Genomic DNA, 24,977 nt, shown 5'->3' on the forward strand with positions numbered 1-24,977 from the left:
TTAGCATCGCTTCAGATGCATTAGGTACCCGGATACTCTACCGTTTTATTTGCGCCCTTGCGGACCGAATACATAGTTAACTGTTTCCGTTTTTTTCACGTAACCTCATTCACTTGTCTACGCCCAGTTCAGAAGTCGATATCGCCCGGATGCGTCGTCACGCACGTATTCGCAGTGTGAAGCGCGTCCTGCGTTATCTCCCCCGCCGTGCGTCGTTACAACGTTATCCTGTCCTTAAATGGTTCCACAAATCAGCCAGAAAGCGCGACTACCTCTGGTCCTTTCGCACGCTTTATGTTCAGCGGGCCCTCTTCTATGGCTGCATTATCGCATTTTTGCCGATCATGGGTATTCAAATCTTTTTGGCTTCATTACTGGCATTGCGGATTAAGGCAAATCTAGCGGTTATCGTCGCACTTCAGTGGATCTCGAATCCGGGAACGGTCGTTCCGCTTTACTTAGCTAAATTCAAAATCGGCAGCTGGATACTCGCGCCTATCTCTGATTCGAAAAAAGATGCTGCCAGTGTCGACGAATTCGCAGCGGCAGCGACGTCAACAGATCAGCTTATAAATTTCTATAAATCAACTAGTTGGGATCAGATTGGGCATGTCCTGGGTTCAACTTTTTTGGGTGGCCTCATTCTAGGCCTGTTCTTCGCGATCCTGTCCACGACTATTTTCACGACCATTGTAAATCGGACCACTGGTCGGCTTTATGCAGATAAACGGTCTCCATGTGAGAGCCGAACTATGTCGGAAGACCAGGATTAGAAAAGGTCAGCAATTTCTGGAACGACCTTTTCTCTCCGTCCACTTACCATTCGGGCAAAATAGGGATCCACTTCACCGACTAAATCGGGTTCCTCCTCGATATCTGGATCGTCCTCAAACATTGGATCCGCCATATCAAATGCTAGAGATGCACGCCGAGCGACCGGCTCCAAAATGAGCGCAGGATTATCAAAACCCTTTTTCTTAACTGGAAAGAAAAGACAGGGTAAATGCTGTTTTTTATAACGATCTTCTATTTCCTGAATTTGCTTACCGGGTATACCATCGCGGCGGGACAGCATCACGCAGTCAGAAAAATGCACACACGCATCGAGCCACTTTTCAAGCTCCTTGGTATGGGCGACCGCTCGCCTACAATCGATCCATGTAAAGATACGGCCAATCCTAAATTGCATGCGTTCCGCAAATCCGACGATCGCTTCGAGTTGGTCTACAGGATTGCGCAACGGCTCTGTGATTAAAAATATCCGGTCGCGTGCACTTCCCGCTCCGGCAGATAGAGCGTTGCATTGGATTACCCCATCGTCCCAGGACCATGGCACCAATTGGACCGCATGCGAAGCATCGAGACTACGTGCCGCTTCGGTCACCCCATCAGCACGAGACATCAGTACGACATTTGATCCAACGTCCGTGGGATCATTCTCAATCAAATCCAATAGCCCAGCACGCCGCCCCGAATCGGGTATACCCAATATAACGAATAGCCATGGACGATTAAAATCCGGATTCATCAATCCGCTTTTGAAGCTGGAAATGTTCTGCACTGAGCCTGGAAACGCATCCAGTGATCAATGACCACCAGTGCCGCCATGCTCTCCACGATCGGCACTGCACGTGGGACCACACACGGATCGTGTCGCCCCTTACCTTCGATCTCTACCGCTTGACCAGACTCATCGACCGTCTGCTGCGCTGAACGCACGGTAGCGGTAGGTTTGAAAGCTACCCGAAAGTGTAAGTCTTCCCCATTTGATATACCGCCTTGGACCCCACCTGAACGATTTGTCTGTGTACCCACCTGACCGTCCTCCTTCGTTACAAATACATCATTGTGCTGCAAACCCGTGAGGCGCGTTCCCTCGAAGCCGGAGCCCACCTCAAAGCCCTTTGTCGCTGGCAGCGATAACATCGCCTTGGCCAAATCAGCCTCCAAACGATCAAAAACCGGTTCACCCAACCCAACAGGAAGTCCACGAAGCCGGCATTCGATACGACCACCCACACTATTTCCCTGGTTTCGCATCTCTTTTATGCGCTCGATCATCTGATCTGCCACGGATGCATCGGGGCAACGGACTGGAGTGGCTTCCACTGACTCAAGAGAGGGAAAACTCAGGTTGGGATCCGCGTCAATGTCGTGGATGCTCGACACAAAGGCGCGTATTTCTACGCCAGCCACATTCAAGATCTTCTTTGCCAGGGCGCCTGCTGCCACCCTTCCAATTGTCTCTCGAGCTGAAGAGCGCCCTCCTCCCTCGGGATTGCGGATCCCATATTTAGTCTGGTAAGTGAAATCTGCATGGCTTGGACGAAACTTGTCTCGCATTTCATCATAGGCAGAGGGGTTGTGGTCCTTATTGCCAACAAACATAGCTATGGGTGTCCCCAATGTCCGGTCCTCGTAAATTCCCGACAAGATGGACACTGCATCCGCCTCCTTGCGTGGAGTCGAAATCCTGCTCTGACCTGGCTTCCGCCGATCGAGCTCCATTTGAATTTCTTCAGGTGTGATCGCGATTCCCGGCGGACAGCCGTCGATGACGACCCCCACTCCCCCTCCATGGCTTTCCCCAAAGGTTGAAATGCGAAATAGCTTACCAAATACGTTTCCCATAAATCAGTAGATTCGTTCGAAAGCCTTCCAACATTCGCCCCCCTCACTCAGGGTCAATGTTTTAGACGTCAGCAAAACTAGGCTTCACACGGAGCAAACCCGCAGATTAATTACAATTGACCAAGATTTTGCCGACCTAGAAGACAGTCTTAACCTTATTCGAATCCACTTCCACGTGTTTGCCCTTTCTGACGACAGGATCGCCATTTTCAGTGACGTGCATTCCAATGTTTATGCCCTGAAAGCAGTATTGGAAGATGCGTTCCTACTGGATATTGAACGCCATATTTGTTTGGGAGACATCGTTGGCTATGGGGCGCACCCGTCGGAGTGCCTCGAAATGATTCGCGAGTTGGAGTGCCCGGTCGTTCAGGGAAATCACGACTACATGGCTGCAGAGAGCGTGCCCGACACTGACCTGATGACAGGCGCTTCGGCCGGAGCCGTTTTCTCGAAAGAAGCTCTCAATGAAGAGCAACTCGGCTATCTACGGGACTTGCCACGCAAACGGGTCATCGGTGATGCTACTTACTCGCACGCGTCCCTTGAAGAGCCAGAACAGTGGGGCTACGTGTTTTCAACAATTGCTGCTGAAGGCCACCTTCAATCGATTGACACCCCCGTTTCGTTCATGGGTCACACCCACGTCCCTGTGTGTTACAGCCTCTCGGAACTGGATATTGGAGAGACGTTCTTAAATTGGGAAAACGTTATAGAATCCTCCCTCATTGATGGTATCCAAATCGATCATGATACGCCCTCGATGATTAACGTTGGATCGGTAGGACAACCCCGCGATGGCGACCCAAGAGCAAGCTATGTTATTTACTCACCATCACAAAAGATGGCCCTACTCCGTCGCGTTATCTATGACGTTCAAGCTGCCCAAAAAGCCATCCTAGATGTAAAGCTTCCCCTCTTCTCCGCGCAAAGGCTCGAAATCGGAGAATAGCAGCTTTGAGCAATCATGGAGTAGGCCCATGATGAATTTGTTCGCCAACATATCTAGGCCTAACGAGATTTGAGTGATGGCTTTAGGGCTGACTCCATACTATCTCCTAAAAAACACGAATTCCTGGACAGATACTAGGATGAATGACTGTTCAGTTTTTGCATGAGTTCAAGTAAGCAAGAAATCGGCTTCCTCACGATGGCCTTTGGGAGACCTAAGTATATCAAACAAGCCGAAGATCTCGCGCGCTCACTCAGAGCTAATATGCCAGGCTATCGCATCGCACTCATTACTGATCAAGAAGCCTATTCAAACGAACTCTTCGATCAGGTCATACCGCTCAAGGCAGATCACGGCAAAGGAGTTGTCCAAAAACTCTTTCTCTACGACTACTCTCCCTTCGAAGAGACCCTCTTTATCGATGCCGATAGCATCTGCCTCAAACCCTTCGATGACGAGCTAGACGCTATCCGTAAATACGGATTTTCACCAATTTGGTCTGGATTTCGTCACCCAGGTCAAAAGGACCCCTACCTTGAAGACCTCTCTTTCACCCTGAGCCAGGTAGGCATCAAACGCATGCCTAAGTTTAACGGCGGAGTATACTACTTTGATCGCGGCCCATTCGCCCAGTCGGTCGTGGAAAAGGCCCACCAAATATATCAAGATCGCGCTGCCTTAAAAATCCGTAATTTCGATTCTGCAGGGCCAAACGACGAGACAATTTATGGCCTTGCCCTAGAAAGTACCGGTCGCCAGGCCTATCATGCCTGGGGAAAATTCATGAAGACACCTCTAAGTGCGATCACACGGATAAAAGTCGATCCGAAGCGACAAATCTGCGAGTTCTCCAACAAATACGCGCACCAGACCCCCGCGATTCTCCACTTCGCAGGCCCGTCAGTCAGAAGCCTCGAATACAAATTCTGTATTTGGTATTTCAATAAAAAGCCAGGAACAACCGTCTATAACACTGTGCTCGGGCTCCTAACCCTCTGGCAATACCTCACCTTCTATCCAATATCGAAAATTAATAGCATCGGGTTCGCGATTTACGAAAACACACGCGGCAAAAATCAAAGTTCACAAGCCTAAACTGAATACGTTTTTATGCCAAAAGACTAATTGCCCTCATTTTCGGAGGAAGTCCGGTCACTGACTTTGAGCAATTTGTTTAAATTCAGTGTTTTGCCCGAATCATCGATAATTCGAGAAAACGTAACACGCGCGGTGTCAAATGGCTTTTCCGCAGGAAATGAGAAACTAATGACAGCCTCCTCCCCGGATTCAATCGGCTCAATCTCATCATCGGCCCGCTCGGCCCCACCTCCAAATAACCACTCTGAATGATTTCCCACGACCTTACCTTCAGTGTCCATCAAGAACACCCAGACACGGGCGCTCGAAATCGTGGTATCCGATTTATTTGTCATTTCCAAATCGATCGAAGCCCGGCCTCCACTCCAACTATAAGCGTTCACATCAACCAGGACCTCCGCAGCCGACTGGTTCGAAAAGCCAAGGAAACTAGAGACAGCTACTAAAACAAAAAAGAAACGCGATTTTATCATATTCTAAAGGGCTTGGCACTGCCGGAAGCTAAGTCAATCACACACTACACAGCCTATCTGGAAATGACGGTGTTCGCGGGGGACGTGACATTGGCTCGAGGGCGTATTTTGCTGCAAGTATTGCGGCAATTAAGGCGTATCGTCCGTCTGAGTTTCAACGAGAATATCCCATTCGATGGGGAATTGCTTAAACGTTGAGCTGGACAGCTTATAAGCTATTGAATCTATAGCCGGGCCGATTCCAGTCATCACTAAATAAGCGTCGCCTGCTGGTTTTGTCTCGGGCTCATTCTCCCCTACTCCTTCATCAGATGGCTCTGGGCCCTCCTCGAAGACTTCGGGCAGAAGTATTTGTTCGGGGCGGCGGCCTACTCTGTAAACTACCTCCTTTCCGGAGTCATATACTAAAGTTATTTCATGGGCATAGACCATGGCTTCTTCGACCGCTGGATCATCGATGGCTGTGGCTGAATCAACGCGCGGATCCAACATGGCATCAATTGCTCGTCTCACCTGCTCCTGATCCAATGCCTGCCCTTCCGGCAGGCTCGTTGCTGCGCTGTAATGATTGGTAGCGTCGTCACGAGTGAGTTCGATCTGGTATCCGTTGAGGTATTTGAGCGTGACCGTCTTCAGGCCGCCGACTTCGAGGCCCAGCGGCGTTTTGTCCGCCCAGGCCAGTGGATAAAATTCCAACGCTGGTGAACGATCTACAAGGAGCGCTTTAGGTGATTGCGATGTCTTGGCAAAGACGCCTCCGGTCTCCCCCGGCCGGCCAAATGCGACGCGTCCCAATTCAAGACCGTCCAAGTCTCTGAACACGATGAGCTCATCACCCAAATCCAGCGCGGCCATCCGCTCTGGATTTTCCGTTACTGCCCGAATCACCTTTAATTCTCCTAGCTCGGTGACGAGACGACGCAGGCGGGTGAACTCAATGGGGAGACGATAGTATTCCTCAATCATCCACTGATTACCTTGAAGCATTAATGTAACCGAGGCCACATCTGCCCCATCGAATAACTCTATAGAGCGCGCTGCATTCAAGGTGTCCCCGGACACGAGTGCAGTGCCGATAATGGGATCTACTGTGTAACTCTTTCCTTGTTGTCGGACAAACCACATTCCGATGGTGAAAAGACCCAAAGCTGCGACGGCAATAGCTAGATGCTTCAGTTTCATACCTGATTGTCTTACAATTATTTGCGTTTCCCGCGCTGGACGAAAAAGGCGATTCCAAAGAGAATAATGATTACGGGCGAAACGATCATATTAAACGCGGCAAGGGTGATTTCCGTGGCTTCAATGTCTTCACGCATGGTCTTACGAATTTCTCGAAGGCGCTGACGAAAATCCGCCTCGTTGTTGCGCAAGTCTTCAATCGCATCGAGCACTTCAGGAGATGCGACGAGGATGCCCTGGGAGTCTTGCTGTTGTTGAAGTTCACGGAGTTGACGCGAGGTCTCTGCAATCTGAGCCTCCACCTCAATTTGAGCATTGCGGAAGCTTTCTTGGGCTGCGCGTTCCATCGCCTCGATTCGGTCAAATGTGCGGAATATGCTGCCTTTACCTCGGATATTTAGCAGTGCTTCACTGCCGGCGAGCGAATCGATGAGGTTCGCAAAAAATGCCAGATTATCATTATAGGGTCGGTAGGACTCCGCGCCAAAGAGATTCACTCGCTGAACAGCGAATTCGTCAAAGATGAAGTCGGTGTCTGAGAGCACCACAATCCGGCTTGTTTCAGCAGATTCGCTCAAAAAACTGTTCGTTTCCCCTCCGCCTTCAAGCAATGAGTTTTGAAGTGCCTCGATCAGTTGTTCACCCTCATCTTTTTCCTCCTCGGGCTTCGGAGGAGATCCGTCCGGGAAGGCAGTCTGAAACTTACCCGTCATCACTCCAGCGAGGGTGCGCTCGATAGAATCGGGCAATATCTGATCCATCAGTTGATCCGGTGGTAAGAAGCTGAGTGAGCCATTAATCATTTCTCCACTGCGTTTGGATGTGTGGAGCAAGCGCTCAAACTGAACATTCGGTCGCGGCGAAACACTTAGGCTACCGGGCTCGATCAACCAGATAGAATTGAGTTGGGCCATCACGGGGTTTTCGCTGTCGAAAGACTCGAGCGCGACATAGGTAGGATTCAGCAATGGTGCACTGGAATTCTGGGAGAAAACCTGAAGCGCGTTATCGAGATCTCCAACAACTTTCTGTGGGTCAAAGCTGATACCGTAGCCGGAAAGTAAATTATCCAAATCACTAGAACTGACCTGTGACGGCGGCCCTCCAAACATACCGCCACTTTGCTGGGCGCTCTGCATACGTCTCACAGTCGAAGACGGATCGATAGCAAAGAGCACAGGTTTTCCAGAAAGAACAAATTGATCAATAGCGAACAGCATGTAAGGCTCCATCTTGGGAGGATGGATTACAGCCAAAATATCTATAGATTCCAGTGAAGCCTCATCCCTGTGATCCAAGAAACTCACATCATAGGTTCGCCTCAACTCATCCACAACCAGCCAGGGCGGAACACCTTGAGTCGGCTGTCCGGGTATCATTGACGGCATGGTGGCTCCATCCATATCAAGTGCTGTAATAATACCGAGCCTAGGCCGCGTCAGGAGTGTGGTTTCGTAGATTAGACGTGAAATATCATACTCCATGAAGGGCTCACGCTCCGGCTGGAAAAATGGAATGAGTGTCTCTTTCTCAGCCTGAACGACATGCAATCCGAGAAACAGGGGCGCTCCGTTGGGCAGCGGCTGGCGAGTCAAGCCGGCCCGGATGGCGTTTTCTTCATCTGCTGTGTCAGGACGGGGATCTATTGATATGAGCCGGACTAAATAGCCTCCAGCACGGTCGTATTGCTCCAAGAGGTCTTCCGCGCGTTCGGCGAAGTTTTTGAAGCTCACCGGCACGCCGTCAGCCGACGATGAATAATAGAAAGTGAGCTCTATCGGTTCCTCCAACTCATTCAGTAATGCGTTTGTGCCTGGAGACAGGCTATAAAGCTTGCCAGAGGTCATATCGATCTGACCGGGCAGCAGATTACCAACAATGTTTATAAGAATTAAAGCCGCCACTAGAAGAAGGACGGCCGAAAGAGTCTGTGTAGATTTCATCAGATTATCCCTGGGCTAGCGTTTCAGGACGTAGAGGTTGAGACTCAGACAAAAGGCTGCCAGTGAGACGAAAAAAGTAACGTTCCCGACCGTGATGAGGCCTTTGAACATCGCCTCGAAATTGTAAACAAAACTAAAGCGAGCGATCGCATCGACAAGTAGCACCGGAAGGCTCAAGTTTTCCAAGAAATCATTGAATGGGCCAAATCCCAGAAGGACCAATACCAGGCAGACGGATACACTCACAACAAAGGCAATAACCTGATTTTCAGTAAGCGCTGAGGCCAGTGAACAAATGCCTAAATAGGCACCCGCCATAAGTAAGGCACCAAAATAGCCGCTCAGCATAGGACCCAGATCTGGATCCCCAAGATACATTACCGTCAACGGCATCGGTAGGGTCAATGCCAGCGCCAATGCTACAAACACCCATGCCGCGAGGAATTTACCCATCACCGCGTCAAATAGACTGATGGGTAGCGTCAGCAAAAGCTCCCAAGTCCCCGAGCGTTTCTCTTCAGACCAGAGACGCATACCGACGGCAGGAATGAGAAAAAGAAAAACCCAAGGTAAGAAAGTGAAAAATCTATTGAGCGACGCGTCGTTCCCTTCAAAGAATCGTCCCACAAACCAGGGTAAGCCGATGGATGCGAGGATGAAAGCGACAAGAAAAACGTATGCAACTGGCGTCCTGAAGTAGCCGAAAAATTCGCGAGCAAAAATGGTACGAAGTCCGTTCATAGCAATTGAGTATTAACGCTTAGGCTGCTCGCTGTGTGAGCGCACGGAAGACATCTTCAAGTCGTACCTCTTCGCGTTCTACAGCATCTAGTTTCAAGTTTTTTTCTGAGGCCATTGAGAGCACCACAGGTCTGAGATCGACTTGATCCCTAGGTTCCAGTGTCAGGAGATTGGGTTCAGAACGCTCTACCTTTAGCACGTTGTCTCCTCCGTTTAACGCGTCAGCCAATTGTCCAATTGCATCACTCTCTCCCGTCACAGACAGGCAATTGTAGCGTGGATGGCGTTTAAGGAGATCATCGGGACGCTCGTCGACGAGCATTCTGCCACGGTTAATAATGATCACCCGATTGCACATAGCAGACACCTCTTCCAAAATATGTGTGGACAGGATGATAGCCTTGTCCTGAGCCATGCTTGCGATAAACGACCGCACCTCATCTTTTTGATTCGGGTCAAGGCCATCAGTTGGTTCGTCCATGATAAGGCAGCTGGGGTCGTGGAGAATCGCCTGGGCGAGGCCGACGCGCTGTCGAAAGCCCTTACTGAGGGTGTCCATGGTCTGCCCCATCACTGAGTGGAGATTACAGGATTCCACAGCTCTATGAATGCAGTGGACACTCACAGACGAGTCCATGCCGCGAATACGAGCTATAAAACTCAGGAATTCTCGCACGGTCATTTCTTGGTAAAGCGGTCCAACCTCGGGCAGATAACCGAGAGAGGTCCGCGCGGCGCGCGGCTCTTCAAAGACATCATGACCGTTGATGCATGCCGTGCCCGCTGTCGCAGAAAGAAAACCGGTGAGCATCTTCATTGTGGTGGATTTTCCCGCACCATTGGGTCCCAAGAAGCCAAGAATATCGCCTGGCTCCACTGTGAATGTCACGTCGTCAACCGCCCGAAACGGACCGTAATCCTTAGCTAGGTGTTTAGCCTCAATCATTGCAAAACTGTCGGGGTAATATGCATTGGGTTTTGATCGCACTTAAGGCGAGTGAAAACAGCTACTCGGATAACTTGTTTCGCTAAAATTCAAGGGAAAACCGAATCATTCGTGTAATCCGCAGCAGAATCTTCGAAGTGTAAAAATAATCTAGTAAATGATTATTAATTATTGTTAATCAATGCCTTATAAAGATGATAAGTCGAATAAAATATTGATTTTCTTTAGCATTTTTTCAGGATTTTTTCTAATCGAGCACACCCCCTGCTAAATTTTAATCATGAGCAAGCAATACGGAGATTTAAATCAAAAGATTAAAGCATTACGCGGCATCAGCCAGATCCAACGAACTTGGGCTGACGTCGCTTATTTAATGAGCGAGCAAGATCGCAAACAGTACTTGCTGATGTTGGACACAGCCAAATTTTTTATGATGCGTAACGATTTCGCGCGTGTGAATCGCGAGTATCGTGTCATCCACGACTACCTTCAGACTATCCAAACGCGCGAAGAGGGCCGTAAATAATTCTCCACAGCCAGTCCCACTTTGATTGGTGAGGGCGAGTCCATGATGGGCTCGCCTTTTTTGTTTATGCAGTTCGTGGATTTTCAGGAATCAAGCCGCGTAACACCTCTATATTTGATCTTTTCCTCGGAATCGGTCTGATCGGATAAATGATATCTGAGATCGACAGTGGACAATGGGGGATTCTGATCTTGGGAGCCCTTTTGGTCGGCCTAGCTAAAGGCGGGATACCGGGTGTGGGCAACCTGACCGTCGCTATCTTCGCTATGATATTTCCGGCACGGTTATCTGCGGGGATTTTGTTACCTACCCTCATTTGCTCAGATATTGTTGCGGTGCTTGTTTATCGAAAACACGCGGCGTGGGATCATATGGGCAAACTCGTTCCTTGGACTGCCGCGGGTATAGCTGTTGGTTATTTCATGTTGGACAAAATATCAGATACTCACGTCCAACTCATTATCGCGCTCATTCTCATGGGGATGACCGCCGTTCATTTCTACAGGAAATCCAAAGTCGCCGAAGCGAAAGCTAGCGGCATCGCAGACCCCTTCCCACACTCCCTGCCATTTGTAGCAACAACCGGAGTCCTGGCTGGGTTTGCGACGATGGTCGCCAATGCTGCTGGGCCTGTTGCCTCGCTTTATCTTCTCGCAGTGGGTCTCCCAAAATACGCATTTATCGGCACGATGGCGTGGTTTTGGTTTCTGGCCAATGTGATCAAAGTCCCTCTCCAGATCAGCCTGGGTAACATCGACACGGATACCATCCAAGTTAGCCTGTTGCTGGGGATTCCAGCTGCCCTCGGAGCACTGATTGCTCCAAAGATCGTGCGATTTATCAAACAAGATCTGTTTGAGGTCTTGGTCTGGTTCTTCATTATTCTAGCGGGCTTACGCCTTCTTTACTCAGGGATCACACAGCTTATATAGTCATGGCCCGCTCGAATCCACGTAAACTCTGGGCGGCCCACCTTGCCGGCAATGGCAAGTCGACGGGAAATAGCGCTACCACGCAGCACCCATCTATCCGGCTCGGAGAAGCTTTTTCAGGCACAGTCTTGGGCGTCGACCCGAGCTTACGTGGCACCGGCCTCAGCCTGATTCGAGTGAAATCAGGCGCGGCGCCTGAATACTTGTTATCGCAAACGGTGAAGGTGAAACCCAAAGAAAGCATGCAGACATGCCTCTATGAGATCGCGACCGCCATTCACGCTATTACAGATCAGTTCAAGGTCGATCATGCGGCAGTCGAGCAAACGATTTATGTGCAAAACTTTCAAACTGCACAAATTCTCGGGACCGCACGTGGGGCGGCCCTCACTGCTCTAGCGCTACGTCATATTCAGATTTTCGAATACGCTCCCCTCCGTATCAAGCAAGCTGTCTCAGGCCATGGGCGCGCCTCAAAAGAACAAGTTATAAAATCGGTTCAGCAAATCTTACGACTTACGGTTCCGCTGCCATCTGACGAAGCTGACGCCACTGGAGCTGCGCTTTGCCACGCTTTCACCCATCGCGACTAAACATTTTTGTCTAAAGCCGTATCCATCTCCATGGGTTTGAATGTGATTTACCAATCAGCCCGTGATCAAAACATCTCCACAAATGGAGCTAAATAGGCCGAAAAGAATGGCCCAAGCCAGACGAAATGAAGCCATCCTCCCAGGGCTAGCATAGGACCAAAGGGGACTGCGAGACTCAGGCCGACGCCTGCTTCGGGCATAGCCTCCGGATCATTTGGACCGACGTCTTCTTCTCTGGCACCACTAGGAACTTCTTCCTCAGCGTTTTGTTCTACAGAGCCTCGGAAACGCGCGGCGATCATGAATGGAATTAGTAGGATAGTGCCTATGGTCGCGCCCCCGAAGATTCCAAAAACCGCACCTTGCCAACCACAGAATGCACCGATGCAGCCCATAAACATGACATCCCCCTCGCCCATCGCCTCTTTGCCAAGAGCAATCTCAGCGAGTAACCTAATCCAATAAATAATGGCGCTTCCGACAAGCACACCAATCACGGAGAACACACCGCCCTTTAACATACCGACGATCCCCGTCTCCTCCACGCCATGGAGTGATGGACAGGCAATCGACAACAAAACGCCGAGAAACATCCCACCGATCGAAAAACGCAGAGGAATGATCATGTGGTCCAGGTCGATGAAAGTCGTCGCGATAAGAATCGAAGCAAAAAGCATCCCGATCCCCGCGATTAAGGGAGGATGCGCCAGCCAGCTCCAAAGGAAAAACAGGCCGGTCAATAGCTCGATCGCTGGATACCGGATGCTAAATTTAGCGTGACAACAGGCAGCCCTTCCTCGCAAGAGCACCCAACTCAGGATGGGTATGTTGTGGTACCACTTGATGGGTGTCCCGCAGCTTCCACAGCGTGACCCTGGTGTAACCACCGACAACCCAGCAGGAATGCGATAGATGCATACATTCAAAAAGCTTCCGACAATTGCACCCAAACCAAATGCTACCAGCGCGAAGAACCAGGGTGCTTCAGCCTGGATGAACTCAAAATTCTCGATCAGATTCATACCTTATAGTTGAGTAAAGCAGTCCGCATGACTGCTGCCGGAACATCGAACTGTGTCCAAATTTCCAGAGCACGCGCACCTTGATAGACCAACATGTCCAAACCATTAGCTACACGCATTCCCACTGCCTGAGCGGCTTGCATAGAAATCGTTACGGACGGATTATAGATCATGTCGAAGAGAACGGCGCTTTCATCAAAACATTCAAACGATAGAGGCAGCTCGTCTCCTTCTTTCAGACCCGACGCGGTAGCCTGAATGATCAATGCACCTTTAGGTAAACTTTGAGGAACAAAGCCGAACCGGAAACCACGTATCTCCGCATTTGGATACAGGGGCGCCATATCATCAACGAGCGCCTCCAATCGGCCTTGTGTCCGATTCCCCACCCAAAGTTCAGAACAGCCCCGCTCCAAGCACTGCACCGCAGCGGCACGCGCTGCCCCACCCGCTCCGAGGATTATGACAGGTTTCTCGTCTAGCCTGACTCCCAAATTCAAAGCAATCGCTCGCTCCATGCCGAAACCGTCTGTATTGTATCCTCGGTATCTATTAGGCTGCCAGGACAAGGTGTTGATCGCTCCCATGTGATCCACGGACTCCTCTCTCTCTGTCACTGCCTTAAGAGCCTCAACTTTGTGAGGAATAGTCAGGTTTACCCCTAAAAATCGATGCTGATGCAATAGCGCTAAAGCCTCGGCAAGATTTTCAACCGCGATTTCGAAACGCGTATAGGTCCAATCGTTGAATTCCGGATGCTCTTGAGCCATGTGCCTCAATGCCGCCTGATGCATGGCAGGGCTCAGACTATGATGAATTGGCTTGCCCAATACGGCCAACCATGTCCCAGGGCGATCCCAGGCTTTCAAATCTTCAATGGTGTAGACTTCAGACGTCATCCGCCCGAGCGTAGGCAGCTTCAAAAGTACTGACAAACCCCTTATACAGCTTCATCGATGCTTTATCCCCAGCCAATTCAAATTGCTGGACCAAATTGCGACAACAACGGCATAAAACCTCTCCAATGGGACATGGGTTTAGCGCGCGCTCATCTTCCACTCCCTGGGGTAACAACAGTTCTTCAATCAAGAGATCTCTACTTCGAAAAGCACCTCTTTCGAAAGGATCGATAAAGAAGACATCACCCTCTCCATAAGCACCCACTAAAAACCGACCCGGAGCGCCAACAGGCTCTAACTCAAGGCCGACACGCTGACCAACGAGCAAATACAAAATAGACAATGAGATCGGGATCCCCTTTCGACGCTCAATCACCCGGTGGATAAAGCTGTTTTCTGGGTTATAGAAATCCTCTGAATCTCCACGAAATCCATATTCGTGGAAGAAAATACGATTGAGCACCTGACAGCTCTGCCTCAACGACAATGGACTGACTGCAAGTTCATGATAACGGTGAGCGAGTTTATCCAGAAACTGACACACAGTAGTGGCGGAAGCATCGGGATAATGGGTCTGGCACAGCAGTATGGACCCGGTCTCCAGCTCATAAGCATAGCTCTCAATAAAGCTTCGAAATCGCGCATTGTAATCCAGAAAACCCAACTCCCTCATCCAGCGTTGTGCCGCATTCTGAATCATCGGATGCCCATCATCTTCAAGCCGCACTTGGAGGTAACTACGCGCCTCAGCCGGTGACTGCTTAAACATCTGAAGCAGGGTTTTACGTACAACCTGCGAACTGTCATCGAGCAATGAATCCACAGATTCCCATGACGGCATGGCTGATGATGGTGGCTGCATAGTCAAAAACAACGGATGGAATTCGAGTTTATCAATCCTTCAATGACATGGGTAATCACTTGATTGCATCCAGAGCTTCTAAGGCTCGATTACGTGATGCCTTGTGGTCCACAATGGGATGAGGATAAGTCTCTCCGAGTATCACCCCTGCATCCTTCAACGCGGATGCAGGTGCCTCCCACGGTTGATGAATATAGGGCGTTGATAGGTTCGCTAACTCCGGCACCCAACGCCGCACGTAGTCGCCCGCGGCATCGAACTTTGCTCCCTGAGTCATCGGATTGAAAATACGGAAATAAGGAGCCGCGTCGGCTCCACACCCCCCTGCCCACTGCCAGCCAAGGGTGTTACTCGCCAAGTCGGCGTCGACCAATGTATCCCAAAACCAACGCGCTCCTTCCTGCCAAGATATCAAGAGGTGCTTTACTAGAAAAGAAGCCACAATCATGCGTACCCGATTGTGCATCCAACCGGTAGACCACAACTCCCGCATACCCGCATCGACAATCGGATAGCCGGTTATGCCCCGTTTCCAAGCGCGGAGCGAAGCCACATCTTCGTTCCAGGGAAAGTCTGCGTATTTGTCGCGAAGAGGCGCTTCTGGAGTATGGGGGAAATGATACAAGATGTGATGAGCAAACTCGCGCCAGACTATTTCTTTCAAGTAGGTCTCATCAGAAATACCGCGGTCATGACACACTGCATCTGCTGCCTCCCAGACCTGTCTAGGCGAGATCATACCGAAGTGAAGGTAAGGTGACATCCGAGATGTGCCCCGTTCGAACGGATAGTCTCTTCGCTCTCCATAATTCCGTATACCCGAGTCCAGGAAGCGTTGGAGCTCCCCTTGTGCCGCCTCTTCACTGACCTCCCATCTGTCGTGGAAGCCCGCGTCCCAATTTATATTGGGCAAAAGCGCTAGCTCATCTAACTGAGTGCTCCCATCATCGGGCGCGGACAACCAAGACACCTCGTACTGGTCATATCTATGTGGCCGAGAAATTTTTCCGGAGGATACTTGGCGCCAAAATGGGGTAAAAACTTGATAGGGTCTGCCCTGACCCGTGCTCACTGTTTGAGGTTCGAACAGCAAGGCGTTATTAAACGAACGTGCTTCGACACCCCACTGTCCGATTAAGGTCTTCAGCTCGGTATCTCTTACAATTGCTTCCGGTTCATACCGCCGACTCCAAAAGACAGCCTCCGCGCCGGTACGAGTGACTAGATCTTTGAGGAGTTCTGCACTTTCACCCTGTCCTATCCAGAGTTCGGCACCCGATATTTTTTTGTTTAAGGATGCTAGAGCGTGATGAAGCCACCATCGTGTCGCACCGCCGGCTGCCCATGCACCTTCTCGAGCGGGATCCCATATAAATACTGGAATGAGTTGATAGCCGTGCTGGATCGCATGCGCAATCGCCCCATGATCGCTCAGTCGCAGGTCTTGGCGGAACCAAAGTATGGCTGTTTTCATCACAGATTCATAATCAGCTCGCACCTGGATGCAAATAGCACGTTAATCTCGACCTGACTGACGACATCGACAAATATGATAGTCAGGACTTACCGGGCAGATGAAAAAGAAGCTAATGATTGGATGGACAACGGTCTCGACCGAACGCGAGGCTGAGGAATTGGCTAATGGTCTTGTTCAAGAGGGCTTCGCTGCCTGCGTTCAAATTGACGGTCCGATCCGAAGTTTCTATCGCTGGAAGGGCGACATAAAGAGCAACATGGAGTATCGGCTCACCGTTAAGTTTCCAGGTGCGCACAATGATGCGATTACTAAATACTTTCAAAAGCATCATCCATACGAGACGCCAGCGTGGATCGCTTGTAAACCTAAGGATGTGCTCCCGGCTTACCACTTATGGGCACTCAAACAGACTGAAGTCTAGAGGCTCGAAAAGCCAGCGTGATTCACCCAGATCCAGGCAACATCTTTCAACCTCGAAGAAAGCGCCACATCATGAGGCCGCCCACAAATTGGAAAATAAGGTTAGGCATCCACACCAGCACTTCTCCGGGTATCGGCAGGGCTTCTTGTAGCACCCCCATAAAAGCGAGCCCGAAGTAATAGAGCAGAGACATCCCTAGCGCGATGGCTATATTTGTGTGCGACTCTTTACGACCCACACGAACTGCCAACGGTATTGCGATCAGCGTCAAACTAAGCGGCGCAAAGCTTTTGGCCACGTTCTCTTGAAATTGAGTTCGAATATCCGAGGCGTCCACCTCATCGCGCAAGCGGATGGGAGTGACTCGGCCTCTTTCGATTGCGTCAAGGCATTGGATGAGTTGCCTGCCAGTAAGGCGGCTCAGGCTTGAGGTGCGCTCTTGGCTATTGAGCACACGGTCTAGTGGTAATTCAATCGAGGTGGAGTTTACCATCAGCGTCTCTCTGTCCGTGGTACCGAAGTCTTCGAAGTCCCGCGCAAAACGTTTTAGCTGAGCTCTCTGTAATTCGACAACGATCGAGCCGCGTTCACGATCGTACTTCAACACCCCCTCCTCAGAGCGAATGGCCACATCTGTCCTCCCCTCCTCGTCGAGCTGCCAGACCCAAAAGTCTTCGAGTATGTCATCCTCACGATCTCCGACGTAAATAACCATTCCAGGGAAATCGCGAATAAACGCTTTGGGAGCGAAAAATCGAGTCGGTTGATCGCGCACAATTTCGCCAAGTAGCGTACGATACTGAGACTTTGCGGAAGGAGCATACTCGACGTTAACTAACAAACCGAACACGACACCCAGTGACACAAACACAATCACCGGTGCCAGGATCGTACCGTAGTTCATCCCTGCTGCACGTAACGCAACGATTTCCCGTGCGGCTGACATCCTTCCAAACACCAGTAATATTCCGGCAAGCAAACCGATCGGTAAGGCGTATGCCCCCACATAGGGTAGTAAGAGTCCCAACAGCCTGAAAAAAACCGATGTCTGAACCTGACCGGCCGCGACTAACTCCATGATATCACGCAAGGCGCTAGCAGAGAGCAGCAAGAACACCAGAAAACCCGTCGCTATCGCTGTCGCGACTACGACATCCCAAAAAATCTGGCGTTGAATCCGATACACAATTTAGGAGGGAATCTCCTCTTCTTCATCATGACCGCGCTTACCGATCATCCGTGCCACTACAATGGATCCCTCATAGAGCACATAGAGAAACCCTGTTAAGACTAAGAAAGTAAATGGCTCCGCACCGGGAGTGATCAACGCAGATACGATGAGCATGATGACAAACACGAGTCGACGGCTTTTTGTCAGTAACTGGACACTGATTATCCCGATGTAACTTAGGATAATGATCACCAAAGGAAATTGAAACAAAGCACCGACCCCAAGACATAGCCAAATCACTAGAGAGTAATACTCGGTAGCTGCCAGTAGGAGTTCAAAATCAAGCCAAGATGTCGCCAGTATCGCAAAATACAACCCAGGTGGCAGAATCAAAAAGTAGGTGATCAATACACCCATAATAAAAAGCAGGAAGGCGCTAATGCATGCTGGAGCCAACACCCGTAGTTCCTTCTTGGTCAATCCAGGCGCTACAAATTGCGACACGAAAAAAAGTATAAAAGGTAGGGCCAGCCCCAGTCCTCCCATAAAAACCATCTGAATGATTACCATGAATACTCCCAGTGGCTTATACATGATGGGATTCTGGAACTCCTCAAAACCATGCATTTTCTGAGCTGTCATGAGTGGCCATCCTAACACATCTGCAACGTTGGGAATAAAAAAGCCCATCACTCCCATTCCCAAAAGGAATGCGACTACCGACTTGAAAATCGTGCCCCGGAGATCCTCTAGGTGCTCGAGGAACGTCATCTCACCCTGCTCCCCGCGCCCGCGTCGATCCTGTCCTACTCCAAGCCCCTCCTCAATTGATGAAGCCACATCTTCAAAAGGATCAAATTCTGGGGCCTTTTCTTCCGGTTGGTAAGGCTGCGCTGCGGGTGGGTGCCCAACATGCTCATGATCTTGGTAATCATGAATCTGATTGCCTGCCTCATGATCAACAGAATCCTCATCCTCATACATGCCCGCATGATCCGCATCGAAATCGTAGTTCGGATCGTCTACGTCCGCAGATTCTTCTTCGATGAGATCAGCATGATCTGAATCAAAATCATAGGCTTCTCCCTCGTATGAGTCAGCCGGCGCATCTTCCTGTGTCTTCCCGTTTGTAGAATCGTTTGGTGGAGAGGCCTCTCCCTTCGATGGAATGGAACGCTCATCTTTCGGGGGCATGCCCTGACTTTCGGACTCGTCGCCTCCAGATTCATCTTCCGGCAATCTCTTTTCTTCGTCGCTCACAATTTATATCATGTCCAAAATGATAGATAAGACACTCAGGTAAACGATCCCTTCAACTCAAATGTTGCACTACCGTAAAAGGTCGGGTCTGAAACGAATCTGCTGTCAGAAAAACGTTGAGGTCTTATCGGAATAAAGCTGCTCTTGTAGACATGGAAAAACACGTCATCATCTGTATTGATGACGAGCCAGAAGTGCTCGATTCAGTCACGCGAACCTTGGCCCAGTTCGAGGACTTTTTCCCGATAGAAACTGCCGAATCCGCGAAGGATGCGCGGGATTTGGTAGAGTCGATCATCAAAGTGGGAAACCACCTTGCGCTGGTCGTCTGTGATCACTTGATGCCAGGAGAGACAGGCGTGGCACTGCTTTCAGATTTAGCACGAGACAGTCGATTGCCCCTCACGCGTAAGATCCTCCTGACGGGCCAAGCAAGCCATGAAGACACGATCGATGCGATCAACCAAGGGGGTATCGACTACTACGTAACCAAACCTTGGGATGCAGATACGCTCGTTGAGATCGTTTCCAAGCAGCTCGCCCACTTCTTTGTCAATTTAGGTCACCTACCTCCTTCTGGCATTACGGGACTCGATCCGTTTATTATCAGCGAAGCTATACGAGAAGGCTATTTGCTTGTAGATGGTTAGGGGAAATCGCCATAAAATCGAACCTGCTTTTCGAAAGAAACAGTCCTTATTTACTAACCAGTTTTTTGATAGACTCCTCAGTTACACCCAGGCTATCTGCAGCCTTTTTAAGGTCGCCATCACAGAGCTCCACCAGCGCTTTGACATACTCGTCTCGTTCAGCCAGAAGATAACGTTTTAAAGGGGTCAGGGACTCAGATTTCGTATCCTTATCTCCGTTTATGGGGAAATGATCTTGGGTGATGAATTCATCGGCCGTCCGACTCAGCACCGAGTCCAAGCAGACATTAAGCTCATCAAATCCGTTTGCCCATGGGAACTCCCGCAAATAGGTGCGTGCAGTATCATCCAACTGAGGAGTGACAGGCAGATCTCTCGCCTCCGCCAAATCATCCAACATCTTTTGAGCGATCAGCGGGATGTCCTCGGGGCATTCTGCTAAAGATGGAATTTTCAATTCCGTAGCTCCAAGAGTCATATATACGTTGGTCGAAATATCCCCTGCATCGTAGAGAGTATCTAATTCTGAGCGCAGACAGAAAATAAAGCGCACTTGCAGGCTATGTTGATCCAGAAAGCCACCCTCAGACTGTATCTGACGGATCGTCACACAGTCCTCGTCGGTGATTTTCTCAGCTTGGGCGAAGGCAACCATAATACCGGAGAAACCCTCCGACTTCAATTGTCCCGCCTGGGCCTCAAGCAAAGAAAAATCAAGATTGTGCTGATCAAACACAATGAGGGCTTCTGACAATTCACCGTCCAATCGATTGGCCTCAACGATATCCTCCGCTACCTGCTTAAACGGGCTGCCATCCTGGCCTACAAGCAACAGTCGAGACTTGAAGGCTTTTACCTGATTCAGCTTTTCTGCGAAACGTTTCGAGGCCTGAGACCTACCAGGAAATGCACTCAGTCGATGACCCGACACCATGAAGCTACCTCGTTTGCCTCGGATCGCTTCTTCAGGCGTCGCTTCGACCTTGATTTGACTCAACAAATCCGACGCACGCTTTAAGAAAGATATGGGTTTCAATGGTTTAGTAAAAAGCCCATCTATTTCCTCAGCAATCAGAGCTCTGATAGTCTGTTCTGCCAAAGAACACGACACGACCATGACCTTGCTGGCCGGCAAAACAGCATGGATGTCTCGAACGATCTCAATACCGCGCCTCTTTCCAAATTTATAGTCTAGGACGATGATAGATGGCTTTAACTCAGCTAATTTGGCTTTAAGGTCCCAATCGGTTGAGCCTACAGCTACGGTATAACTAGCCTGAGTAAAAATCTCCACCAAGAGATTACAGTAGTCTATATCCTCATCCAATATCAGCAAGCTTCGGTCCATAAGAAGATCTTTGTGACGGCAAATTGAAATCGGTTTCAATACCGAAATTCCAATCTATAGACTAACTGTGCCGCAGACGTGAGCCATATGCATAAAATAACGTAAAAATACTAAAGACCTTTATTTTCCAAATGACTGCCGTTAATAAAATAGCTTGTTTTTCAGGCCGTATAAACCTTCTCTTGGCATCATTACCCCACTCTCCTAGATGCCAACAAAGACCTCCTCTACACCTAAACTAGATACCCGCACCACTGCCCATCTTTTGGACGAAGACAGGCGCGTCATTAGCTACGTAATCACCGATCATGTAGGTAATATCATGGTCTCCGGCGGTGATTTACAAACCCTTGTTGAACTTCTCGTTCAACAGACGGCCGCGGTTGTAGATGAAATGGGCCAGGCCCTATTCGACAGCGATTCAAAATACTTCAGACTCCTTTCATCATATTATTCCGCGTTTTTTTTACGAAATGAAGGAACGCGTATCGGAATTATCGCGGACAACGAAGTAAACGCTGAAGACATTCTGAAACTCGTGGCCTGATTCGATAAACGGGGCTTTCTTCGGTTATCCTAAATCCGAAGGTTTCTGTTTTTACCAATTATGAAAGATCTCTGGGACGAACTCGCTAAAGACAACGGTTTCAAGGGCATCCAAGTCTCCGACACAAAGGGAAATGTGGTCGCTTCAAGGCTAGAGGCTCCAAATCTCCAAAATCAGGGAGATCGCCTAAATACGCTCGTCAGAAAACTAGAAAAGTCTGCGGAGAGTAATCTTTTTGTTCCCGATAGCGTCGAAATTGAATTTGAAAAAAATCAACTCATTGTGACTCGAGCGAATGGCTTTGCAGTTACTTTGGTCATATCTGGAAGTGGCTCAACTCAACAGAAAAAGCTACTCGAACGCATCATCCAGGAGATAAACACCCGCCCATCGTCTGAATGGCGTAAAGAACTCGAAAGTGGAAAGTCTTCAGAGGCATCAGACGCTCAAAAAGTTGAAACAAATGAAGCGGTAAAATCCGAAGTAGCTACCGATGCTATCAATGAGACGAATGAGCTCGAGGCGGAGGAGGCGTTGCCAGACCTCGAGATTGATCCCTCAATTGAACCAAGGCGTGCCAGCGAAACGGTTTCAGATGATGACCCCCTGGAGAATTTGAACATAGAGCCAAAGCAAAAAGCCATCCTCAAGATTCAGCAAAAAGCTTTGGTCGATGCCCGAGAACGCGCTCAAAAACAACTCCAGTTAAAGCAAAAAGAGTATTCTAATCTCGTCGAGAAAGCGCAAAAACGAAGCAGTGAGATCCAGGAAGAAGCAGCCCTTCCACGCGAAACTCTCAAAGAAAAAAGAGCGTCACTTGAGGCGCTCAAGCAGAACCGAGAGATATCAGGGACAGAGCTCGGAAAGCTAAATGTTAAAGTTTCAGAGTTAGAGTCTGAAAACACTGACGCCGAACGCCGCGCGAAGGCGGTGTCGGAGCAGGAGGCCCTCAAACTTAATGAGGCCAAAAAATCCCTGTTTGAAACATATGAAAAACAGAAAAGCTTCACCGATTCAAAGGTGTCTTCAGCGCGGCGAAATTCGGATAAAATCTCCGCTGATATCGACAGCCTAACTGAAAAGAAAAACCAACTGACTTCTAGCTTGGCGGCAGCTCCAGATCTGGCAGCTAAAAAGAAGGCAGAATGCTCACACCTTCACGAAGCTGAGATCAAGCAATTAGCCGATTCGCTTGAGGCTGAAGTTTCCGAACAATTGAAGGCAACGAAAGACGGCTTTCAGCACGACTTATCCACACTTACGGCTGTAATCGAAGCCAATGAAGAAAGTCTAGAGCAATTTTCGGCTAAGATCGATGAGTCGACGCAAGCCCTTGAGCAAGCACGTCAAAAGGCCGAGGCGACTACCAGTCGTATTCACGGTGAAATCAATGCATTACAAGATAGCCTGAAACAGGAGGAAATATCTAGGTTAGCAGATCTCGAAGAGATCGATAATGCATTCGTCCATGAGGAAGCAGGCTTGTCTGAAAAGCGGAAAAGCCTTCAAGACCTGATCGCGCAGAAAGACCTAGAAGAAGAAGAGATTAGACTAGAATTTGAGCAAAGGCTCAAGGCAGTTGCAAATGAGCGTGACGCCGCGAAAGCGGAGATAGACAGCTTGAGCGAAGCCCAAACCGAAGCCGCTGACGCAGCAGAAGCCAAAAGAAAGCAAGTCTTGGAGTCATCAAAAGGTAACATTGCACAGATATCAGAGAATATTTCATCTAAAGAACTAGAACTTGAATCGGCGTCTTCAGAGATTACTCCAATTCAGACCGAACTTGACGCAAACAAACAAAAGAACGCTAAGCTAGTCGAAAAACAACAGCTTCTGGCGACCAAAAGGGAGGAGCTAGAAAATCGCCTCAGATCGGAACTCAGCCAGATTGAATCGGCTGCGCAAACGAGGAAAAAAGAGAGCTTAGCGAATGCGAATGCTTCATTTGACAAACAGATCGAAGCGATCGAATGTGAGTTAGCGTCAGGGCTAGCTGACCTCGAGAAAGAAGTCCAAGAGACTCAATCTGGCCTCGATGAGAAGAAGACCGAATTCGAGTCTATTCGATTAGAGATCGGAGAAAACTTAACCGCGATCAAAGAGGCCGAACATGCGTTAAAACAAAAAGAAACGGAACTAGAGGAGACAGCAGCTAAAGTCCGTGAGACCGCCAAAAAGGAAGCCCAAGAAAAATCAGACCTCATCAACGAACAACTCGATAGCCTTTTTAAAGAGATTCAAAATAAGGACGATGAAGTAAAACAGCTCTCAAGTAATCAGGAAAATCTGGAAGCCGATGTCCATGAGATTGCCCAACAAAACCAAAAAGCACAAAAGCGGGCCCATGATGAGCTAGAGTCGCTGAATAAAGACTTGGTGAACCTAAAGAGCGGAATCGAGGAAGCTCAAAACGAGGTAGACTTGATGAATGAGGCGATTCAATCGTCGCTCGCCCCTTATCTCTCGGAAAGCGCTTCGACGGCACACAAACCAGCACAAGCTGTCAAACAACGGGAAGAGCCTTCAGAGAAATCATCTCTCGTTGAAGATGAAGACAAACCTGGAAACCTCGAAAAGGAGCCGGAATCTGTTCCGGTAGTAGACAAAGATTCGAAAATTGAAAATGAACCTCCTCCTAGCCCGTCTATAGAGGTAGATTCCGCTCCAAAGCAGTCCGAAGAGCCCGAACCTCCCACGGGCTACAAGAAATTTGGAATGCCAAAGCTGCCTGAAAAAACAAAACCTCAGAAAGCAGATGAAGACATTTGGGGTGAGTCTGAGCCCTCTTCCAAAAAAGAGAAATCCAACTCCCAAAAGAAGAAGAAAAAAGGTAGCGCCCGCCTGTTCGGCTTTGGTGGCAACGAAACCAAATCAAAAACTAAAGAAAAGAAGAAGGCTGAAAAGCCGGCTTCAGATACTGAGGATGACATCTGGGGATAGGCATATGACCGCCCCCTATCCTCTCACCTGGACTACTCGTTGAGACCTAGACGTCATAACGCTTCAATTTGAGTTTTTCCTTAGGTTTCAATTTTCGCTCCTCGGCTCTCTCTATTGACGCCTTGTAGGCATACTCCACGCGAGCTAGCTTCTCAGAATTTTTGGAGAATTGCTGTCTCGCCCTATCCATGATGCCTCGAGCAGCCGTAGGATCTCTGCTATCCATCACATACATCTCTATAAGTTCGATGAAAGTTCGCTCGTAACTTGGAAATTCAGAACATATTTCACAGCCATCCCATAGGGATGCGCTAAAAAATTAAAAAGTGGTTGGCTCTGGCGGACTTCCGATCAAGGAAGTCA

General features: G+C 49.3%; 24 protein-coding genes. 10 read left to right on the plus strand and 14 right to left on the minus strand.

Going from position 1 to position 24,977, the window contains the following annotated elements:
• Positions 1-113 precede the first annotated feature (113 nt).
• Positions 114-773 carry a DUF2062 domain-containing protein gene (locus HRU10_02460; protein ID NRA26092.1) on the plus strand — a complete coding sequence of 220 codons (660 nt, stop codon included), beginning with the start codon at positions 114-116 and terminating at the stop codon, positions 771-773.
• Here HRU10_02460 and HRU10_02465 read toward each other — a convergent pair.
• Both HRU10_02465 and aroC read right to left on the minus strand, forming a co-directional pair.
• Positions 770-1,528, minus strand: a complete 759-nt coding sequence (locus HRU10_02465; GenBank protein ID NRA26093.1) for a hypothetical protein — start codon at positions 1,526-1,528, stop codon at positions 770-772. The genes HRU10_02460 and HRU10_02465 overlap by 4 nt on opposite strands.
• Positions 1,528-2,631 carry a chorismate synthase gene (gene aroC / locus HRU10_02470; protein ID NRA26094.1) on the minus strand — a complete coding sequence of 368 codons (1,104 nt, stop codon included), beginning with the start codon at positions 2,629-2,631 and terminating at the stop codon, positions 1,528-1,530. Before aroC ends, HRU10_02465 begins: the two co-directional genes overlap by 1 nt.
• Positions 2,632-2,806: 175 nt before the next feature.
• Here aroC and HRU10_02475 point away from each other — a divergent pair, with 175 nt between their 5' ends.
• Together HRU10_02475 and HRU10_02480 are read left to right on the plus strand one after the other, a co-directional pair.
• On the plus strand, positions 2,807-3,583 hold the full coding sequence (locus HRU10_02475; GenBank protein NRA26095.1) for a metallophosphoesterase family protein: 777 nt from the start codon (positions 2,807-2,809) through the stop codon (positions 3,581-3,583).
• Positions 3,584-3,745: 162 nt separating this feature from the next.
• Positions 3,746-4,678 carry a hypothetical protein gene (locus tag HRU10_02480; GenBank protein ID NRA26096.1) on the plus strand — a complete coding sequence of 311 codons (933 nt, stop codon included), beginning with the start codon at positions 3,746-3,748 and terminating at the stop codon, positions 4,676-4,678.
• 26 nt (positions 4,679-4,704) lie between these two features.
• Here the strand turns inward: HRU10_02480 and HRU10_02485 are convergent, their stop codons facing one another.
• From HRU10_02485 to HRU10_02505, 5 genes are all read right to left on the minus strand, one after another.
• On the minus strand, positions 4,705-5,154 hold the full coding sequence (locus HRU10_02485) for a hypothetical protein (GenBank protein ID NRA26097.1): 450 nt from the start codon (positions 5,152-5,154) through the stop codon (positions 4,705-4,707).
• Positions 5,155-5,283: 129 nt separating this feature from the next.
• A complete protein-coding gene (locus HRU10_02490) occupies positions 5,284-6,336 on the minus strand; it encodes a DUF4340 domain-containing protein (protein ID NRA26098.1) in 1,053 nt (350 codons plus the stop codon).
• A gap of 17 nt (positions 6,337-6,353) precedes the next feature.
• On the minus strand, positions 6,354-8,279 hold the full coding sequence (locus tag HRU10_02495) for a GldG family protein (protein ID NRA26099.1): 1,926 nt from the start codon (positions 8,277-8,279) through the stop codon (positions 6,354-6,356).
• 15 nt (positions 8,280-8,294) lie between these two features.
• The gene (locus HRU10_02500) at positions 8,295-9,020 is read right to left on the minus strand and encodes an ABC transporter permease subunit (GenBank protein ID NRA26100.1); all 726 of its coding nucleotides are present in this window, start codon (positions 9,018-9,020) and stop codon (positions 8,295-8,297) included.
• Between the two features lie 19 nt (positions 9,021-9,039).
• Positions 9,040-9,966, minus strand: a complete 927-nt coding sequence (locus HRU10_02505) for an ATP-binding cassette domain-containing protein (GenBank protein NRA26101.1) — start codon at positions 9,964-9,966, stop codon at positions 9,040-9,042.
• A 280-nt stretch (positions 9,967-10,246) separates the two neighbouring features.
• On the opposite strand from HRU10_02505, the gene HRU10_02510 reads away from it, so the two are divergent.
• The 3 genes from HRU10_02510 to ruvC all read left to right on the plus strand — a co-directional run bounded on the left by HRU10_02510 (position 10,247) and on the right by ruvC (position 12,017).
• Positions 10,247-10,492, plus strand: coding sequence for a hypothetical protein (locus tag HRU10_02510; protein NRA26102.1), 246 nt, complete (start codon positions 10,247-10,249; stop codon positions 10,490-10,492).
• 149 nt (positions 10,493-10,641) lie between these two features.
• The gene (locus tag HRU10_02515; GenBank protein ID NRA26103.1) at positions 10,642-11,424 is read left to right on the plus strand and encodes a sulfite exporter TauE/SafE family protein; all 783 of its coding nucleotides are present in this window, start codon (positions 10,642-10,644) and stop codon (positions 11,422-11,424) included.
• A 2-nt stretch (positions 11,425-11,426) separates the two neighbouring features.
• Entirely contained in the window at positions 11,427-12,017 is a 591-nt protein-coding gene (gene ruvC, locus HRU10_02520; GenBank protein ID NRA26104.1) for a crossover junction endodeoxyribonuclease RuvC, read from the plus strand.
• A gap of 65 nt (positions 12,018-12,082) precedes the next feature.
• Here ruvC and HRU10_02525 read toward each other — a convergent pair whose 3' ends face one another.
• Genes HRU10_02525 through HRU10_02540 form a run of 4 tightly spaced genes read right to left on the minus strand, consistent with a single transcriptional unit; the run spans position 12,083 to position 16,274 of the window.
• Entirely contained in the window at positions 12,083-13,039 is a 957-nt protein-coding gene (locus HRU10_02525; GenBank protein ID NRA26105.1) for a prepilin peptidase, read from the minus strand.
• Entirely contained in the window at positions 13,036-13,938 is a 903-nt protein-coding gene (locus tag HRU10_02530; protein NRA26106.1) for a shikimate dehydrogenase, read from the minus strand. Before HRU10_02530 ends, HRU10_02525 begins: the two co-directional genes overlap by 4 nt.
• Complete coding sequence (locus HRU10_02535; GenBank protein ID NRA26107.1) at positions 13,928-14,800, minus strand: hypothetical protein; 873 nt, start codon at positions 14,798-14,800, stop codon at positions 13,928-13,930. Before HRU10_02535 ends, HRU10_02530 begins: the two co-directional genes overlap by 11 nt.
• 55 nt (positions 14,801-14,855) lie before the next feature.
• Positions 14,856-16,274: a deoxyribodipyrimidine photo-lyase gene (locus HRU10_02540; GenBank protein ID NRA26108.1), complete on the minus strand. Its 1,419-nt coding sequence runs from the start codon at positions 16,272-16,274 to the stop codon at positions 14,856-14,858.
• Between the two features lie 100 nt (positions 16,275-16,374).
• Here HRU10_02540 and HRU10_02545 point away from each other — a divergent pair, with 100 nt between their 5' ends.
• A complete protein-coding gene (locus tag HRU10_02545) occupies positions 16,375-16,698 on the plus strand; it encodes a divalent-cation tolerance protein CutA (protein ID NRA26109.1) in 324 nt (107 codons plus the stop codon).
• A 46-nt stretch (positions 16,699-16,744) separates the two neighbouring features.
• Here HRU10_02545 and HRU10_02550 read toward each other — a convergent pair whose 3' ends face one another.
• Entirely contained in the window at positions 16,745-17,884 is a 1,140-nt protein-coding gene (locus HRU10_02550) for a YjgP/YjgQ family permease (GenBank protein ID NRA26110.1), read from the minus strand.
• Between the two features lie 3 nt (positions 17,885-17,887).
• Positions 17,888-19,129, minus strand: coding sequence for a twin-arginine translocase subunit TatC (locus tag HRU10_02555; GenBank protein NRA26111.1), 1,242 nt, complete (start codon positions 19,127-19,129; stop codon positions 17,888-17,890).
• Between the two features lie 152 nt (positions 19,130-19,281).
• Between HRU10_02555 and HRU10_02560 the strand changes: the two genes are divergently transcribed.
• Positions 19,282-19,779, plus strand: coding sequence for a response regulator (locus HRU10_02560; GenBank protein NRA26112.1), 498 nt, complete (start codon positions 19,282-19,284; stop codon positions 19,777-19,779).
• A 46-nt stretch (positions 19,780-19,825) separates the two neighbouring features.
• On the opposite strand, the gene HRU10_02565 is transcribed toward HRU10_02560, so the two are convergent.
• Positions 19,826-21,127 carry a response regulator gene (locus HRU10_02565; GenBank protein ID NRA26113.1) on the minus strand — a complete coding sequence of 434 codons (1,302 nt, stop codon included), beginning with the start codon at positions 21,125-21,127 and terminating at the stop codon, positions 19,826-19,828.
• Positions 21,128-21,335: 208 nt separating this feature from the next.
• On the opposite strand from HRU10_02565, the gene HRU10_02570 reads away from it, so the two are divergent.
• Together HRU10_02570 and HRU10_02575 are read left to right on the plus strand one after the other, a co-directional pair.
• A complete protein-coding gene (locus HRU10_02570; protein ID NRA26114.1) occupies positions 21,336-21,674 on the plus strand; it encodes a hypothetical protein in 339 nt (112 codons plus the stop codon).
• Between the two features lie 60 nt (positions 21,675-21,734).
• Positions 21,735-24,614 carry a hypothetical protein gene (locus HRU10_02575; GenBank protein NRA26115.1) on the plus strand — a complete coding sequence of 960 codons (2,880 nt, stop codon included), beginning with the start codon at positions 21,735-21,737 and terminating at the stop codon, positions 24,612-24,614.
• The last annotated feature ends 363 nt before the right edge of the window (positions 24,615-24,977 follow it).

This window comes from Opitutales bacterium (assembly GCA_013215165.1).
Classification (GTDB): Bacteria; Verrucomicrobiota; Verrucomicrobiia; order Opitutales; family JABSRG01; genus JABSRG01.

Bases quoted from the DNA above. Each gene is read 5' to 3' on its own strand.
- HRU10_02465 (NRA26093.1), bottom strand. From the start codon at position 1,528: ATGAATCCGGATTTTAATCGTCCATGGCTATTCGTTATATTGGGTATA.
- aroC (NRA26094.1), bottom strand. From the start codon at position 2,631: ATGGGAAACGTATTTGGTAAGCTATTTCGCATTTCAACCTTTGGGGAA.
- HRU10_02480 (NRA26096.1), top strand. From the start codon at position 3,746: ATGAGTTCAAGTAAGCAAGAAATCGGCTTCCTCACGATGGCCTTTGGG.
- HRU10_02485 (NRA26097.1), bottom strand. From the start codon at position 5,154: ATGATAAAATCGCGTTTCTTTTTTGTTTTAGTAGCTGTCTCTAGTTTC.
- HRU10_02490 (NRA26098.1), bottom strand. From the start codon at position 6,336: ATGAAACTGAAGCATCTAGCTATTGCCGTCGCAGCTTTGGGTCTTTTC.
- HRU10_02495 (NRA26099.1), bottom strand. From the start codon at position 8,279: ATGAAATCTACACAGACTCTTTCGGCCGTCCTTCTTCTAGTGGCGGCT.
- HRU10_02500 (NRA26100.1), bottom strand. From the start codon at position 9,020: ATGAACGGACTTCGTACCATTTTTGCTCGCGAATTTTTCGGCTACTTC.
- HRU10_02505 (NRA26101.1), bottom strand. From the start codon at position 9,966: ATGATTGAGGCTAAACACCTAGCTAAGGATTACGGTCCGTTTCGGGCG.
- HRU10_02510 (NRA26102.1), top strand. From the start codon at position 10,247: ATGAGCAAGCAATACGGAGATTTAAATCAAAAGATTAAAGCATTACGC.
- HRU10_02515 (NRA26103.1), top strand. From the start codon at position 10,642: ATGATATCTGAGATCGACAGTGGACAATGGGGGATTCTGATCTTGGGA.
- ruvC (NRA26104.1), top strand. From the start codon at position 11,427: ATGGCCCGCTCGAATCCACGTAAACTCTGGGCGGCCCACCTTGCCGGC.
- HRU10_02525 (NRA26105.1), bottom strand. From the start codon at position 13,039: ATGAATCTGATCGAGAATTTTGAGTTCATCCAGGCTGAAGCACCCTGG.
- HRU10_02530 (NRA26106.1), bottom strand. From the start codon at position 13,938: ATGACGTCTGAAGTCTACACCATTGAAGATTTGAAAGCCTGGGATCGC.
- HRU10_02535 (NRA26107.1), bottom strand. From the start codon at position 14,800: ATGCAGCCACCATCATCAGCCATGCCGTCATGGGAATCTGTGGATTCA.
- HRU10_02540 (NRA26108.1), bottom strand. From the start codon at position 16,274: ATGAAAACAGCCATACTTTGGTTCCGCCAAGACCTGCGACTGAGCGAT.
- HRU10_02545 (NRA26109.1), top strand. From the start codon at position 16,375: ATGAAAAAGAAGCTAATGATTGGATGGACAACGGTCTCGACCGAACGC.
- HRU10_02560 (NRA26112.1), top strand. From the start codon at position 19,282: ATGGAAAAACACGTCATCATCTGTATTGATGACGAGCCAGAAGTGCTC.
- HRU10_02565 (NRA26113.1), bottom strand. From the start codon at position 21,127: ATGGACCGAAGCTTGCTGATATTGGATGAGGATATAGACTACTGTAAT.
- HRU10_02570 (NRA26114.1), top strand. From the start codon at position 21,336: ATGCCAACAAAGACCTCCTCTACACCTAAACTAGATACCCGCACCACT.
- HRU10_02575 (NRA26115.1), top strand. From the start codon at position 21,735: ATGAAAGATCTCTGGGACGAACTCGCTAAAGACAACGGTTTCAAGGGC.